Source organism: Hymenobacter daeguensis (assembly GCF_054780555.1).
Map to the genome: position 1 here is coordinate 253,105 of NZ_BAAGWC010000002.1, position 15,995 is coordinate 269,099.

The 15,995-nt window shown below is 65.0% G+C and carries 11 protein-coding genes; 5 read left to right on the forward strand and 6 right to left on the reverse strand.

Translation table 11 applies throughout. The features are described 5' to 3' along the window. Positions 1 to 50: 50 nt before the first annotated feature. Positions 51 to 965 (reverse strand): class I SAM-dependent methyltransferase, encoded by a 915-nt coding sequence (locus ACYVHT_RS04710; protein ID WP_460548493.1) that lies wholly within the window; start codon positions 963 to 965, stop codon positions 51 to 53. Positions 966 to 1,070: 105 nt separating this feature from the next. On the opposite strand from ACYVHT_RS04710, the gene ACYVHT_RS04715 reads away from it, so the two are divergent. Then, on the forward strand, positions 1,071 to 2,027 hold the full coding sequence (locus tag ACYVHT_RS04715) for a YpdA family putative bacillithiol disulfide reductase (RefSeq protein WP_460548495.1): 957 nt from the start codon (positions 1,071 to 1,073) through the stop codon (positions 2,025 to 2,027). 75 nt (positions 2,028 to 2,102) lie between these two features. Here ACYVHT_RS04715 and ACYVHT_RS04720 read toward each other — a convergent pair whose 3' ends face one another. Further along, positions 2,103 to 3,479, reverse strand: coding sequence for an SGNH/GDSL hydrolase family protein (locus ACYVHT_RS04720; RefSeq protein ID WP_460548497.1), 1,377 nt, complete (start codon positions 3,477 to 3,479; stop codon positions 2,103 to 2,105). A 27-nt stretch (positions 3,480 to 3,506) separates the two neighbouring features. Then, the gene (locus tag ACYVHT_RS04725) at positions 3,507 to 4,799 is read right to left on the reverse strand and encodes an OmpP1/FadL family transporter (protein WP_460548499.1); all 1,293 of its coding nucleotides are present in this window, start codon (positions 4,797 to 4,799) and stop codon (positions 3,507 to 3,509) included. A 151-nt stretch (positions 4,800 to 4,950) separates the two neighbouring features. Between ACYVHT_RS04725 and lptB the strand changes: the two genes are divergently transcribed. The 3 genes from lptB (at position 4,951) to ACYVHT_RS04740 (ending at position 7,745) form a co-directional block, all read left to right on the forward strand. Further along, positions 4,951 to 5,682 carry an LPS export ABC transporter ATP-binding protein gene (lptB, locus tag ACYVHT_RS04730; RefSeq protein ID WP_460548501.1) on the forward strand — a complete coding sequence of 244 codons (732 nt, stop codon included), beginning with the start codon at positions 4,951 to 4,953 and terminating at the stop codon, positions 5,680 to 5,682. A gap of 130 nt (positions 5,683 to 5,812) precedes the next feature. Continuing rightward, positions 5,813 to 7,363: a GH3 auxin-responsive promoter family protein gene (locus ACYVHT_RS04735; protein ID WP_460548503.1), complete on the forward strand. Its 1,551-nt coding sequence runs from the start codon at positions 5,813 to 5,815 to the stop codon at positions 7,361 to 7,363. 136 nt (positions 7,364 to 7,499) lie between these two features. After that, on the forward strand, positions 7,500 to 7,745 hold the full coding sequence (locus ACYVHT_RS04740; RefSeq protein WP_460548505.1) for a hypothetical protein: 246 nt from the start codon (positions 7,500 to 7,502) through the stop codon (positions 7,743 to 7,745). Between the two features lie 20 nt (positions 7,746 to 7,765). On the opposite strand, the gene ACYVHT_RS04745 is transcribed toward ACYVHT_RS04740, so the two are convergent. Further along, entirely contained in the window at positions 7,766 to 8,548 is a 783-nt protein-coding gene (locus ACYVHT_RS04745) for an AIM24 family protein (protein ID WP_460548506.1), read from the reverse strand. Between the two features lie 176 nt (positions 8,549 to 8,724). Here ACYVHT_RS04745 and ACYVHT_RS04750 point away from each other — a divergent pair, with 176 nt between their 5' ends. Then, positions 8,725 to 9,324, forward strand: a complete 600-nt coding sequence (locus ACYVHT_RS04750; RefSeq protein ID WP_460548508.1) for a toxin-antitoxin system YwqK family antitoxin — start codon at positions 8,725 to 8,727, stop codon at positions 9,322 to 9,324. A 37-nt stretch (positions 9,325 to 9,361) separates the two neighbouring features. Here the strand turns inward: ACYVHT_RS04750 and ACYVHT_RS04755 are convergent, their stop codons facing one another. Together ACYVHT_RS04755 and ACYVHT_RS04760 are read right to left on the reverse strand one after the other, a co-directional pair. After that, positions 9,362 to 9,757, reverse strand: a complete 396-nt coding sequence (locus tag ACYVHT_RS04755) for a hypothetical protein (protein ID WP_460548511.1) — start codon at positions 9,755 to 9,757, stop codon at positions 9,362 to 9,364. A gap of 133 nt (positions 9,758 to 9,890) precedes the next feature. Further along, positions 9,891 to 15,920: a LamG-like jellyroll fold domain-containing protein gene (locus ACYVHT_RS04760; RefSeq protein WP_460548514.1), complete on the reverse strand. Its 6,030-nt coding sequence runs from the start codon at positions 15,918 to 15,920 to the stop codon at positions 9,891 to 9,893. Between the last annotated feature and the right edge of the window lie 75 nt (positions 15,921 to 15,995).

A 15,995-nucleotide genomic window follows, 5' to 3' on the forward strand; every position in this document is an offset into this window, starting at 1 on the left:
CCCTCTCCGCGGGAGAGGGGCCGGGGGTGAGGTTCCGCCGTTCGGGGCCGCTACTTCACGTTCCGCGCCACCACGAACATTCGGTCGCCGAACCGGCCGGTCAGCTTGTTCAGGTAGTACGTCGGGTACTGGCCGGCCAGCTTGCTCACCTTCTCCACCACGCTGCCGCCCAGGCGAATGTTCTTCGGGGGCTTCACCGGGTTCAGCAGCTCCACCACCTCAAAGCCTTGCTTTTTGAGCATTTTGGTGATGGTGGCCGGCGTGAACTCGAACAGGTGGTAGGGCGGAATGTCCATCTTGCGCTCCTTGCCCAGCGCGCCGTAGGCCGCGAAGCCCAGGCGCACGGTGGGCAGGTTGAGGGTGGCCGGCAGGGCCAGCACCAGCAGCCCGCCCGGTTCCAGCATGCGGTGGAACTTGGCCAGCGTGGCGCTGGGCGAGAGCAGGTGCTCCAGCACGTCGCCCATGTAGGCCAGGTCGAACTGGTTTTCGTGGAAATCCTCGGTGGTTTCGATGTTGCCCGTCACCACGGGCAGGTGCAGCTCGCGGCGGGCAAAGTCGGCGGCGTGCTCGGATATTTCCAGGCCGTGGGCCTCCCAGCCCAGCGCCTCCAGGCTTTTGAGGGTGTAGCCGGGGCCGCAGCCCACGTCGAGGTAGCGGAACTTGCGGCCGGGGTATTTGGCCAGGATGTAGTTGGTGAACTTGTCGGGCCGCACCTGGTTTAAAGCAGCCTGCTTCTGGCCTTCTTCGATGAATGCGACCTCCTGCTGGGTGCGGTCGTAGTTGGGGCGTTCGGTGAAATAGTCCTTGCCGTAGAGCCGTTCCAGCTGCGCCGGCGTGGGCTGCGGGTCGAGAAACATCAGGTCGCAGCTGCGGCACTGAGTGCCTTGCAGCTTCTGGCCTTCAAATTCGTAGTAAAAAGGCAGCTTCTTAAAATCGGTGCTGCCGCACAAGTCGCAGGTACGCATGGCTGTAGCGCGAACTTTGTAGTTCGCGTTGCCGCACGGTCAATATTCGCACAACAACGCAAGGACGCGAACCGCAAAGTTCGCGCTACTTCGCCCAAGATTCTTATGCTCGACGTTCTCATCATCGGGGCCGGCCCCGTGGGCCTGGCCTGCGCCCTCGAAACCCAGCGCAAAGGCCTCCAAGTCGCCATCGTGGAAAAAGGGGCGCTGGTCAATTCCCTGGTCGGCTACCCCACCAACATGGAGTTTTTCTCCACGCCCGAGCTGCTCGAAATCGGCGGCTATCCCTTTCCCACGGCCCACTACAAGCCCCTGCGCGAAGACGCGCTGGACTACTACCAGCGCGTGGCCCGCGACGAAAAGCTGGATATCCGCCTGCACGAAAAGGTGCTGAGCCTGAGCGGCGAGCAGGGCAACTTTCGGGTTGAAACCAGCAAAGGCGAAATCCCGACCCGTAACGTCATCGTGGCGACCGGCTTCTACGACCTGCCCAACCCGCTCAACGTGCCCGGCGAGGACTTGCCCAACGTAAGCCACTACTACAAAGAGCCCTACCAGCACGTGCTGCAGCACGTTGTCGTCATCGGGGCTAAGAATTCCTCGGCCAAAGCCGCCCTGCAAATGACCCGTGCCGGCGCCAAGGTCACGCTCATCGTGCGCGGCCCCGAAATCAGCCATTCCGTGAAGTATTGGATTCGCCCCGACCTCGTCAACCGCATTGCCGAGGGCCGCATCACGGCGCACTTCAACACCACCGTCACCGCCATCACGCCCACGGCCATCGAAGTACTCACCCCCGACGGCCCGCTCACCATCCCTGCCGATTTCGTGTACGCCCTCACCGGCTACCACCCCGACGAAGCCCTGCTCGGCCGCCTCGGCGTACAGCCCGACCCGGCCGATGCCGCCTGCGCCCCGCTCTTCAACCCCGCCACCCACCAAACCACCCGGCCGGGCCTGTTCGTGGCCGGCACCGTGTGCGGCGGCCGGGCCACCAGCCGCTGGTTCATCGAAAACGGGCGGCACCATGCCCAGCTCATCGCGGCGTATCTGGCTGGGTAAGGACAGTCCTTTGCCACAACAAAAAAAGGCTTCCCCAATGCGGGGAAGCCTTTTTTTGTTGTGGCTGAAAGCTGCTTACGGGAACAGCACGCCGCGGTAGTCGTTCGGGGCTACGCTTGGCACGTTCGAGCCGTAGAATGCATTGATGTTGCGGATGAACTCGTTGGCCACCACCGCATAGCCGCGCGGCGTGGGGTGCACGCCATCGAGGCTGAACAGGTTGCCGGAGGCAAACGTGGCGGTATTATTCACGGCATTGGTCACGATGCCCTGCGTTCCGATGGTGGTGAAGAACGCATTCATATCGGCCAGCGCCACCTTATTCTGGCGCGCCGTCTTGGCGATGATGGCGTTCAGCTGCGTGGTGCGGTTCAGCACTTCGGTTTGCTCAATGGGGTCGAGCACGTACTGGCTGGGGATGGGGGCCAGGGGCGACGCCCCCACGCCGGGGTTGGCCGCGATATAGGACTGGGCGGTGAGCGTCAGCAGGTCGGTATCGGTGGCCACGCGGGCGGCGGTAGCGGTGGTGGTGGCCGAGGTGCGGGCAGTGATGTAAATGTTGGCAACGGCCGGGTTCACAGCCTTATAGCTGGCCAGTACGGCCGCCACCGTCACGGTCTTGAAGTAAGGAATGGCCGTTACGTTGGGAATGTTGGCGCAAATACCTTTCACCGTCCCGCCTTTGGAGATGGACGTCAGAATAGCCCGGTAGCCAATGCCGAAGCGGGTCGTATCGGTCAGGTTGCTGAAGGGGTCGGCCGCGGAGAATGTGCCGCCGTTGGTGGCATACGTGAGCACGTCATTGTTGCCCATCCAGCAGGTAAAAAACGTGGGCGTCTTCTGGCCGATGAAGGTGACGTAGTCCTTGGTGGGCTTCTCGGCCGGCGTCAGCAGACGCTCATAAAAAGGATTGAGCAGGCCATAGGGCGCCAGGCCGCCGGTGAGCGCCGACAGGCTGCTGAGTACCGAAATGCCTGGCACACCGAGGTTGTCGGGCTGCGGGCCGCTGTAGGCGGCCAGCTGCCGGCTGCCGCTGGCCAGCGTGGTAGTGGTGTACGCCACTTTTTCGCCCAGAAAGTTGTTGGCTAACGAAGGCTGCACGGGCGCAGCCGTGGCGATGCCGTTCGTGAAAGTGTTCACCAGCTTCACGTAGCCGGAGCCGTCGGCCTGAGTTGCGGCAAACGCCGGCTGCACGAAAGCCGACGGGCCCTTGCCGGTTTTGGCAAATTGCTGGGCCAGAATGGCGGGGTACGAAGTTGCCTGCGCCTCGTTGTAGAGGCCGCCATCGGAATAACCCGAGGTGAGGGAGTTGCCCACGGCCACGTAGCTGCTGAAGTTCAGCTGCCCGGCATCGGCAGCCGGACGGGTATCCTCCAGGTCGGGCTGGCAGCCGCCCAGCACCAGGCCCAGCAGGGCCAGCGCCGGCAGCGAATAAGTAGTAAAACGTTTCATGATAGTGCGTCGGGAAGTCGGTGGGAATTAGAATTTAACGTACAGCCCCACGCCGGGAACGGCAATGGTGGTCTTATAAGTGCCCGCCACGCGGTCCGTCGTGCCATTATTCAGCAGGTCGCTCTGCGATTGGCTGCGCTTCAGGAAGTCTTCGTAGAGAAACGATACATCGACGCCGAACCGCTTGGCAAACTCATACGATGCCCCCACCGACATGCCGATGCGGTCGGCATCCGGCGTTTCGGGGGTAATGTAGCCGTCCTTCACGGCCGCCATGTCGTAGAACGTGCCCGCCCGCACCGTGAGGCCTTCGGTGAGCTTGTACTGGCCGCCGAGGCGGAAGCACAGCGCATCCTGATAAAAGCGTTTGGACGAAGACGTGGAGCTGCCGCCCAGTAGGTTGGCATTGGGGCCGTAGCCATTGTTGCCGCTGAAAGTGAAGTCCAGCGTGCGGTACTTGCTCCAGAACACGAGGTTGGTTTCGAGCGAAACCGTCAGCTTCTCGTTGGGCATCACGGCCACGCCTACGCTGGCCGTGGCCGGCAGGGGCAGGGTGGCGTTGAAGTTGGTGGCCGTGAAGTTGCCGCCCGTCGAGGCAATCACGTCGCGCAGGCGCACGTCGCCGTTCTCAATCTTGGCATCCACCTGCGAGCGGTAGCTCACGCCCACGCTCAGCTTGTCGCTGGGTTTGAAGAAGATACCGGCATTGTAGCCAAACGTCTGCTTGGCCTTGCCCGTGAGGGTAACGTGGGGCGTGGGCGCGCCGCTCTGGGCCGACAGGGGCACGTCGCGCTGCAGGTCCACGTCGCCGTAGGCCAGCATCACCAGGCCCGCGCCCACGCTCAGCTGCGGCGTGATGGCGTACGAGGCCGTGAGCTGCGCAAACACCGAGCGCAGGTTGATGTCGGTGAGGGAGTAGCGGCCTTCCCAGTTCTGGGCGTAGTGCAGCTCGCTGCCGAAGGGCGTGTTGGCCCCGATGCCGATTTTCCACTTGCCTTCTTTGGGCCCGAAAGCCGCGTAGAAGTTGGCCGGTGTCACCATCTTATTCTGAAGCTGGCTCTGGCCGCCGCCGCTCTCGGGAATAAAGGCGTTGCGGGGCAGGGCGAAATTCACGCCCACCTGCACCCCGTTGTCGCGCACCATGGCCAGCGCGCCGGGGTTGTAGAACATGGCCGCCTGGTCGAGCGACAGGGCTACGCCCACCCCGCCCATGCCGTTGTTTTTCTGGCCGCCCAGGTTCACCTGGAAGCCGCTGGCGGATGCCGCCGACGCGCCAAGCAGCAGCGCGCCCCCCGTGAGGAGTAGTTTTTTAATTACCATTGAAGTAAGAAATGTTAGGTGGGTAAGTTCTGTGGGGTTAAAAGTAGCGGAATTTTTCAAGTCAAGTAGTAGGCAAGCCGAATAATTTATGCGGTTCCAATCGTTTGTTGCCGTATTCGCCTGCCGTGTTGCCAGCCCATACCTTTGCTTTATGATTCTTCGCGCCGACCATCTTATCAAGAAATACAAAGCCCGGACCGTCGTCAACGACATGTCGGTGACCGTAGAGCAGGGCGAAATTGTGGGCCTGCTCGGGCCCAACGGGGCCGGCAAAACTACCTGTTTCTACATGATGGTGGGCATGGTGAAGCCCAACTCCGGCCGCATCTTCCTGGACAGCACCGAGATAACCACCATGCCCATCTACCAGCGGGCGCGGCTGGGCGTGGGCTACCTGGCCCAGGAAGCCAGCGTGTTTCGCGACCTGAGCGTGGAGGAAAACATCATGGCCGTGCTCGAAATGACCAGCATGAAGAAGGAAGCCCGCCAGGCCAAGGTGGAAGAGCTGCTCGATGAGTTCAGCCTGGGCCATGTGCGCAAAAACCTGGGGAAAGTGCTGAGCGGCGGCGAGCGGCGCCGCACCGAAATAGCCCGCGCCCTGGCCGTGGACCCCAAATTCGTGCTCCTCGACGAGCCCTTTGCCGGTGTCGACCCCATTGCCACCGAAGAAATCCAGGGCATCGTGGCCAAGCTCAAGCACCGGGGCATCGGCGTGCTCATCACCGACCACGACGTGAACTCCACCCTCAGCATCGTGGACCGCGCCTACCTGCTCTTCGAGGGCAAGCTCCTCAAGGCCGGCACTGCCGAGGAACTGGCCAGCGACGAAACCGTGCGCCGCGTGTACCTGGGCAAGAATTTCGAGCTGAAGCGCAACGTGTGATTCTATAGGGTAAAAGGGTAGGAGGGGATGGGGCAGGAGTCGATAAACGTAACGTTTGCCCTGCTTTTGCTAACTAGCGAGCCCTCCTGCCCCCATCCCCTCCTACCCTCCTACTCTCATACCCTAACAAATGCTCGACCAGCTACTCGCTCATGCCGTTCAGTGGAGCAGCCTGCCCCGGCTGGCCCGCATCCGGCAGCAGCCGCACGAGGTGCAGGCGCGGCTGCTGCGCGGGCTGCTGGGCCGGGCGCAGGGCACGGAGTGGGGCCAGCGCTACGGGTTTCGGGAAAAAATGACGGCGGCCGACTTCGGCCGGCGCGTGCCCGTGAGCACCTACGAGCAGCTGTACCCCGAGCTGGAACGGGTGCTGCGCGGCCAGCCCGACGTGCTGTGGCCGGGCCGCCCCCGCTGGTTTGCCAAAAGCAGCGGCACCACCAACGCCCGCAGCAAATACATCCCCGTTACGGCCGAGGCGCTGCACGACGGCCACTACCGCGCCGGGCGCGACATGCTGGCCCTGAGCACGCACCTCTACCCCCGGGAGCGGCTGCTGGCCGGCAAAACGCTGTCGTTGGGCGGGGCGCACACGGCCAACCCGTTTCGGCCGCAGGAGCCGGCTTCGCGGGCCGGCGATGTGTCGGCCGTCATCATGGCGCAGCTGCCGCGCTGGGCCGAGCAGCTGCGCACCCCGCCGCTGCGGCTGGCGCTGCTCGATGAGTGGGAGGAAAAGATTGAGCGCATTGCCGCCCATGTGCTGCGGCAGGATGTGCGGGTGCTGGCCGGCGTGCCCACCTGGATGGTGGTGCTGCTGCGCCGCGTGGTGGCCCTGGCCGGGGCCGATACCATCGTGCAGGTGTGGCCGCAGCTGCGGCTGTTTCTGCACGGGGCGGTGGCGTTCGGGCCGTACCGGGAGCTGTTTCGCCAGCTCATTCCGGATGCGCGCATGCGCTACCTCGAAATCTACAACGCCTCGGAGGGCTATTTTGCCCTGCAGGACCAGCGCGAGGGCGAAGACCTGCTGCTGCTCCTCGACCACGGCATTTACTACGAGTTCCTGCCCGCCGACCAGTGGGCCGCGCCCGACCCGCGCCCCCTTCCGCTTGCCGAAGTGGAGCTGAACCGGCCCTATGCCTTGGTTATCAGCACCAATGCCGGGCTGTGGCGCTACCTGGTGGGCGATACCGTGCGTTTTACCTCGCTCGCGCCTTATCGCGTGCGCATCACGGGGCGTACCAAGCACTTTCTCAATGCCTTCGGCGAAGAGCTGGTGATTGAGAACGCCGAGGCGGCTGTGGCGGCCGCCTGCCAGGCCACCGGCGCGGCCGTGCGCGACTTCACCGCCGCGCCGGTCTGGTTCGCCACCGACAGTGCCACTTCGCGCGGCGGACACGAGTGGCTGGTCGAGTTTGCCCCCAACACGGCCAGCCCCGACCTCGGTCGGTTTGGGGCAGTGCTCGATGCCACGCTCTGCGAAGTGAATTCGGACTACGCGGCCAAGCGCCACCGCAGCCTGGCCCTGGCCCCGCCCCGGCTGCGGGCCGTGCCCAGCGGCACGTTTGAGGCCTGGCTGGCCCGGCAGGGCAAGCTGGGCGGCCAGCATAAGGTGCCGCGCCTGCTCAACTCGCGCGAAGTGCTGGAAGCCGTGCTGGCAGCCGTGCCAGCGGCCGCCAGCAAGCGCTAAACATCAGGCTGCTACCCGGCCGTAGCGCCATTGGCAGGGCCAAACCCGGAACTGGCAGGCGACAGGCGCGTTTTGGCCGAAAAGACTGTGGAGGAATTCAGTAATATTCAGTAATATTACCGTAACAAACCCACCCATGTCCTATATCACCGACGCTTCCGTGAGCCAAAAAGCGGCCTATCGACGCCCGTACAAAACCCGTCAGCAGCGGCGCCTGGCCGACCGCAAGAAATACGACGAATCCGGCGACCGCAAATTCCTGTTTCGCGTGGCCGGCGCCATTGCCATTCTGCTGGCCATTGCGCTTGGGTTTATGGTGAAGGGCATGATGGAGCGCAGCGCCGTGGAGGCGGCGGCCACCGGTACCCAGCTTCCCCAGTAGCAACCGCCGCCGCCGCGGGCTTATTCGTCCAGAATGCCGCCCAGGATGCCGCTGAGCACGCCGCCGCTTTCCTTCTGGGCGTTGCCGCCACCCGGTGCCAGCGCCCGAATGAGCTTCTTGACGGGCATGGACTGAATCCAGACGCGGCCGGTGCCGCGCAGCGTGGCCAGCAGCAGGCCCTCGCCGCCGAATATCATCGACTTAAGACCGCCGGCGCGGGCCACGCTGAAATCGATGCCCGGCTCGAAGGCCACCACGCAGCCGGTGTCCACGCGCAGCAGCTCATTGTTGAGGCGCTTTTCGATGATGGTGCCGCCGGCGTGCACGAAGGCTTTGCCGTCGCCGGTAAGCTTTTGCAGGATAAAGCCTTCGCCGCCAAAAAGGCCGGCTCCGAATTTCTGGTTGAAGTGCAGGCTGATTTTGGTGCCCCGGGCGGCGGCCAGAAAACCGTCTTTCTGCACGATGAGGCCGGCGGGCAGCTCGCGTAAATCGAGGGGAATGATGGTGCCGGGATACGGCGCGGAGAAGGCCACGCGGCTTTTGCCGTAGCCACCCCGGTGGGTGAAGTGCGTGAGAAACAGCGACTCGCCCGTAATCAGGCGCGTGCCGGCCGAGAACAGCTTGCCCATCAGGCCCTGGTCGGGCTCGGAGCCGTCGCCCATCTTGGTTTCGAAGGCAATGCCCTCGTCCATGTACACCATCGCGCCGGCTTCGGCAATGACGGTTTCGTTGGGGTCGAGCTCAATTTCGAGCACCTGAATGTCGGAGCCCAGGATGCGGAAGTCAACGTCGTGCGAGTTCATGGCCGGAAAGAGGGAGAAAGGGAAGAAAGCGGTTGAGGTGGCCAAAGATAGTGCCGCCGCCATATTCGGGCCGACGCCGGAAAAAGCTTTGCGGATGCCGGCGCAATATTTCCCGGAAACCGCGTTAGCCCGGTATTTCAAACTAACTTTATAGTTAAACCCAACGTTCTCGGCGTATGCGTCTTTCCTGCCTCTTTCTCCTGCTGAGCAGTGCCGTGCTGATGAGCTCGTGCGCGGGCTCGCGCCACTACGGCCCCCATGGCTTCTGGAAGCCCAACCGCTTCGACCGGCACGGGCTGGAAACCGGCCGCTGGCGCACTTATTACGACGAGAAAAACCAACAGCCCTTCACGGCCGGGCGCTACAAGCACGGCCGGCCGGTGCGAACTTTCAGCTACTACGCCCCCACCGGCCAGCTCGACCGCACCGAGCAGTACCAGCGCGCCGGCCTGTGCGGTGTGACGTACTGGCACCCCGGCGGCCAGGTGGCCCGCAAGGGCACTGCCCAATGGGTGACGGGCAAGGGCCAGAACCCTCGCTTCTACTGGTATGGCCCGTGGACGAGCTACGATGCGAACGGCCAGATTACCAGCGTGCAGACCTACGACGACGGCAACCTTACCCGCACCGAAACCTACGAGGCCGGCAAGCTGACGCAGGTGGAAACCTTTGAAAAAGGCAAGCGCAGCCGCGTCGAAACCTACGCCGACGGCCAGCTGCTGAAGGTGGAAAGCTTCGAGAAAGGCCTGCGCACGGGCACCACCAGCACGCTGTAGCACCGGAGCCGGGAAAGCTCGATGGCGGAGGCGGGGGCTACTCGTCGGCCGGCAGCTCGCTGCGGGTTTCGGCGGCTTCCTTTTCGGGGTCGTCCACGGTTTTTTTGCGCTTGGCCTCGCGGCTGGTGCGCTTGATGAAGTCCTCGTCCGATTCCTCGGGCTCGGCCTCGTGGTGGCCGTCTTCGATGGGAAAGGCCTCGTCCTCGCTTTCGCCGGGGGCGGGCTTCTCGCCAAACTGGCCGGCGCGGTCCACCAGCTTTTTATCGCGCACGTGGCGCCCCAGAAACTGGTTTATCTGCTCGATGCTGTAGTTGGAAGTGATTTCGCCCAGCGGATTGACCCCAATCTCGAAGCCTTCCAGCTCCTTGTGGACGCGGGCTTTTTTGTTGGGGTCGGCGGCGGCTTTCTTGGGCTTGACGGGTTTCTTGGCCATGATGGGGGAGGTGGGCGAAGGGGATGTTGCAGCTTTTACGCGAAACGGCCCGGACGGGTGGCCGGCCAGATGCACAAAAAAAGAGGCTGGCCCATGGCCAGCCTCTTTCGGGAGCAAAAATGATACCCGATGCCTACTCCAGGGTGAAGCGCTGTGCGAGCGAGCCGCAGCGGAGCACGTACACGCCGGTGGGCAGGCCGGCCAGGGGCAGCACGGTTTCGGTGCCGATGGCCGGTGCGCCCTGCGCGTACACCACGCGGCCCAGCGCATCATATACCTGCAGCGGGGCACTGGTAGCCGGGCCCAGCAGCAGCACCCGCACCGTGGCGTGGGCCGGGCTGGGGTAGGCCCGAAGCTGGGGCATGGTCGTGGCCGCGAAAGCTACGGTGCGTACCGGCGAGTAGGTGGCCGTGCCGTCAAGGTCGAACTGTTTGAGGCGATAGTAGAGCGTGGCGGCGCTGGCGGGCAGCTTGCCGTCGAGCAGGGCATAGTCGGTGGCCGAGGCTTTGGTGCCCTGGCCGGCCACCGTGCCGATGCGCTCGAAGGCGGTGCCGCTCAGGCTGCGCTCGACCTCGAACCGGGCGCTGTTTTTCTCGCTGGCGGTGGTCCAGGCCAGGCGCACGGCGGCCGGGCCGTCGGCCGTGGCCGTGAAGGCGGTGAGCTCCACGGGCAGCGGGTTGGTGGAGTTGCCCAGCGTCCAGAGGGAGAAATCGCTGATGCCGGCCCGGGTCACCACGTTTGCGCCTGTGGCGGTGGGGCGCAGGTTGGCCCAGGGGCCAGCCGTGGTGGTCACCGACTTAAACAAAGTCAGGTTGGCCGTCGGAATGCCGTTGAGCTCGTGGGTGAAATAGCCGAAGTCCATGGTCACGTTCAGGCCGGTGTTCACGGTGGGGCGGATGTCGAAGTAGCGCTTCACGCTCTGGCTGGTGCCTGCGCCACTGAGGGCCGTGCCCGTGGTGCGGACCACCAGCGTAGCGCCCGGCGAAACAGAGCCCGCGGCCGGGGTCAGCGTCAGGCCCAGGCCGCTGAAGCCCTGGGCCGCGCCGGCCGTCAGGGTGCGGTTCACGGCCACGGTGCCGATGACGTAGCTGGTTTCGGTTTCGCTGATGCTGGCCGAGCCGCCCAGGTTTACCTGGTAGCTGCCGGTGGTGAGGGTGCCGCTGGTCAGGGCCAGGCCCGAGTTGATGGTCAGTATCTGGCCAAGCTGCACGGTGCCGCTGGCCTTGTTCACCACCAGCGTGGTGAACGGCGTGGAGGTGCTGCCGCCCAGCGCCTGGGTAGCGGCGCTGCCCACGAAGGCCACGGTGCCCGAGAGGGTGGCCGTGCCGTTGCCGGCAAAATTGCCGCTCACCTGCAGCGTGGCGCCGTTGGCCAGCGTGAGGCTGCCGCCGGTGTTCACCGTTAGGTCGAGGACGGCGTAGGTGTTGCCGGTCGTCAGAGCGGGGTAGCGGGGCTGGCCGGTTGGGATGACGACGCTGGTCGTGGCATCGGGCACTTTGCCGTAGCTCCAGTTGGCGCAGTCGGCCCAGTCGGTGCTGCTGGCACCGCTCCAGGTGGTGGTGGGCGTGGCGGGCACGGTCACGGTCACGGTAGCTACCTGGGTGCTGGTGTTGCCGCTGGCATCGGTCACGCTCAGAAGGGCCAGGCGGGTGCCCGTTTCGGCGCAGGCATAGGTGGCCTGCGCCAGCGGCGAACCGTACACCGCCTGCACGACCAGGGTCTTCACCGTTCCGCCGCAGGGGTCGCCAAACACGCCATTGGCAGCCGGAATGGTAGCCGAGTTCTGGCCCAGCAGATAAGCAGCGGCCTGCGACTGGCTGATGGTGGAATGGCAGCCGCTGTTGATGGAGTAGGTGCCATTGCCGTTGTTGATGGGCGTGCCGTAGCTGGCGAAGGTAATGGCCGTGAAGACCATGCCGGCCGGGGCCGTCAGCGTCAGGCTGCCGCCTTCGCCCACCACGCCGCTCACCACTTTCTGGACGCCGAACGTGAGCGGGCTGCAGTTGTCGCTGCTGCCATTGTTGAGGGCGCTGGCCGTAAGGGTAGCCGTGCTGTTGATGGTCAGCGGCAGGCTCACGGGCTGGGCCACGGCGGTGGGGGCCAGGTTGTCCTGCACGGTCACCAGGGCCGTGGCCGTGCTGGTGTTGCCGGTGGCATCGGTCACGGTCAGGGTCACGGGCACGCCGGTGGTCACGGCGGGGGCGTCGGTGGTCCAGGTGGGGCCGTTGGTGAGGGTGCCGAGGTTGGCGGCGGTGCCGGTGGCATCGGCGGCGGTCAGGCCGCTGCCTTCGTTGAGGCGGTAGTAGGCCACCAGCCCGGCCGTGCTGCCGGGCAGGCCCGCGCCCTTGGCGGCGTTGATTTGCGCCGCCGTGCGGGCCACGCTCCACACGCGCACTTCGTCGATGCTGCCGGGGAAATACTCGCTGTTGTTGGTTGAGCCGATGCGCAGGTTGCTGGCCGTGGGCACGGCGTGGCCGGTGGGCGTATCGGTCCCGATGGCCACCCCATCGAGGTAGAGCGTGCGGGTGGTGCCGTTGAAGGTAGCGGCGACGTGGTGCCAGGCCCCGGCCAGGCTGGGCGTGGAAATAATGATGTCATTGGCCCACCAGTAGTTAATCAGGCCCGAGTTATACAGGCGCAGGGCGTTGACCTGGTTGGTCGTACCATAGTTGCCCCAGCCAATGATGCCGTAGTCGCCCATGGCAGTCGGCTTAATCCAGGCCTCGATGGTGTAGCTGCTGTTGCCCACCGGCACGGTTGAGCTTGTTGGAATGGCCACGTATTGACCGGCCCCATTGAAGGACAACGACCTGGCCACGTTGGCCGGCGCCACGTCGGTGCAGCTGAAGCTGCTGGGCGACAGGCTCAGGCTTCCGGCAGCGGCCGGCCCGCAGTTGGCGGTGCTGCCGTTGTTTACGGCCGCCGCAGTAGCAGCAGCGGTGCCACTGCCGTTCAGGGCCACGGTCACGCTCTGGGCAATGGCCACGGGCAGGGCACAGGTGGCCACCGCAATGGCATTGGAGTATGCACCCTGGCCGGTCACCGACGTTTTATCGGCCCGCACGCGGTAGTAGTAGGTGGTGCTGGCAGTGAGGCCGGTCACGGCCTGGCTCAGGCCGCTGGCCACCGTGTAGGTGGTGAGGCCGGCGGTGAAGGTGGCATTGGTGGCCACATCGAGGCGGTAGCCGTTGTCGACGGTGCCCACGACTGGGGCGGTCCAGTTGGCGGTGAAGCCGTTCGCAGTCAAAGCCGTGGCGGCCGTGGCGGTGGGTACCACCAGGGCGTAGCTTTCCACCCAGTTGCTGGTGGTGTTGCCACTGGTCAGGCCCGGGCTGGTGTAGTTGGTGAGCGTGCCCGTGTAGAGGCTGCTGCTCTGGTCGTAAAGAGTAGTCAGGCCGGTGTTGTTGCCGCCGGGCGTGCCTTCGTCGAAGCTGAAATACGCCACCAGGCTGCCCGGCAGGGCCGGACTGGTGCTCCGCATATCGGCCTGCACCTGGGCCGCCGTCAGGGCCGCGCTGTACACGCGCATCTCGTCGATGCGGCCGTTGAACTGCTCGCCCAGCGCGGTGCCGGTCAGAATGCGGCTGCCCAGGCGCCAGGTCGTGCCAGTAGTGCTGAAGGCGCTCCGCGTGCTGCTCACATCCAGCACACCGTCCACGAACAGGCTCAGCAGCGAGCCGTTGTAGGTGGCGGCCACGTGGTGCCACTTGCCATCGTTGATGATGATGTTGCCTTCCTGGTCGTTGAACTCGCCCACGTAGTACAGGTGGCCCGCCCCGCTGACCAGCACCCCCGAGCGCTGGTTGCTGCTGGCCGTGCCGTAGTTGAAAATGACGCCGCCGGTGGCGGTGGTCAGCACCCAGGCTTCCAGGGTGCGGGCCGTGTTGCCCTGCGGCAGGGCCGCCATGGTGCCCGTCACGTAGTCGTCGCTGCCATCGAATGCCAGGGCGTTGCCCGGGGCCGGCAGGAAGGTGAAGGCCGTGCTGCTGGCCGTGCCGCCGGGCGTGGTCACGCTGCTGGTACCTGTGGCCGTAGCCCCGGCCGGCACCCGGAAGGTGAGGCTGGTGCCCGTGTTGGTGAGAATGGTAGCCGCCGCGCTGTTGATGGTGAGGGCCGTGGCCCCGGTCAGGTTCGTGCCGGTGAGCGTAACAGGCACGCCCGCGCCCGCCGACGTGGGCGAAAAACTGTTGATGGTAGGCGCCAACTGCTGATTCAGGCGCACCGATACGGCGCTGCCGTTGATGGCCGCGCCGGCCAGGTCCAAGTCGTTGTCGTTGTCGAGGTCGGCCAGGGCGAGGTAGAAGAAACCCGTGGTAGCGGCAATGCTGCCGGCACTGCCGAAGCTGCCCGCGCCATTATTCAGCAGCAGGTAGAAGCCGGTAGCGCCCCGGCTGCCGGCCACCAGGTCGAGGTCGCCGTCGGCATCCACGTCGCCCACGGCCAGACCCGAGCAAATAGCGGGGACTGCGAAGGAACTGGTGGCATTAAAGCTGCCCGTGCCGGTGTTGCCGTTCAGGCTCACCGACAACGCGGCTGTGCCCTCGTTGGCCGTCACGATGTCGAGGGCACTGTCGCCGTTCACATCGGCCAGCGCCAAGCCGTTGGGGCCGCCGCCCACCGCCACGTTCGAGCCGCCCGAGAAGCTGCCGCTGCCGTTGTTGAGGCGCACCACCACGCGGGCGTTGTTGTAGTCGGCCACGGCGTAATCGAGGTCGCCGTCGCGGTCCACATCGCCCAGCACCACGTAGGTCGAATTGGCCGAACCGGTGTAGGAGGCCGGGGCCGAAAAGCCGCCGCTGCCATTGTTAAAATAAACACCCACGGCCCCGCCGCCACCCGAGATGGGCACCAGCATGTCGAGGTCGCCGTCGGCATCGATGTCGCCCAGGGCTGCTTTGCGCGGGTCGCCGCCGTTGCTGGCTGCCGCTGTCAGGGCCGTGAATACGCCGGCGCCGTTGTTCTGCATCACGGCAATAGTGCCACCGTTGCGAGGCACCACCAGGTCAATGTCACCATCGCCGTCGAGGTCGCCGGCCGTGAGTGAGAAATACCCCCCGGCGCTGGCATAGGCGGTGGCCGCGCCATACGTGCCGGTGCCCGTGCCGAAGCGCACTTCCAGGCCGCCGCCGGTGTCGGCCAGGTCCAGAATGCCGTCGCCGTTGAAGTCGGCGGCAAGTACCTCTACTCCATTCGCGTTAGTGAGGTCGGAGCCGGGCAGGAAGTTGCCCCGGCCCGTGCCGCCGGCCGCCGCCGTGAACTGGTACACCTGCTTGTTGGTCGTGGACGCACCGCCTGTGCTGGCCACGGCCGTCGGAATCGAGGCAAACACCGTTTCGCCCGGCTTGAAGTTGGCCGTGGGGTCGAAGGTGACCGTGGCGCCGCTGGTGCCGTACGTGCCCGCCTTTCTGCCCCCGGCCTGGGCCGAGAATACCTTAATGTTGCTGGCCGTGGCGTTGTCGATGTTTTGCGAAAAGCTCACGGCCACATTGGTGGCCAGGGCCGCTGCCAGCGCGTTGCGCGTGGGCGTGAAGCTGCTCACCGCCGGCGCATCCACGGTGAAAGTGCCAGAGCTGTAGGAAGTAAACGTGCCGTTATTAACAGGTTGCACGGAGCCAACAACATTGCCGGCCACCAACACGGTCAGGCCCTGGTCGTTGGTGCTGCAGCAGTTGCGCTGGGCCACCTGAAAGCGCACATAATAGGTGCCGGTGCCCAGTGTCAGGGTTTGCTGGAGCAGGCCGTTGATGCTGGCATCGCTTTGCACAAAGGCTACCGCCGAGCCCTGGGGCGCGTTAGGGGCTCCAAAGTTGCTGCCGTTCAGCGCAATGCCCGACCGGGCGTTGAACGTCCAGGCAGCGCCGGCCGGGGTATAGCCGTAGTTGCCATTGCCCAGCGCACCGAAGGTTTCGAAGCCGGGATTGGCCACCGCGCCCGGCACCACGGCCCCGGTCGATACCTGCACGATTTCAATCTGGTCAACGAAAGCCGTTACGTCCGTCCCGCCACTGGGACCCCGCGTGCCCTGAATGAGTAGTACCGGATTGGCAGCCCGGGCTATCGGGCCCGGGCCCAATAGCAGTAGCAGCAGAAGCCCGCCCATGCTGCGGCCCATGCGGCCGCTCAGGCGCACCGCTGATGCGAAGAGAGTAGAGAATTTTTCCAAGCAGCTTGTAAGTTTCAAAAACCGGAACAGCCCGATTTATGCTTTACAAAGGTCACGCCTGCCCACAGGCGGCGG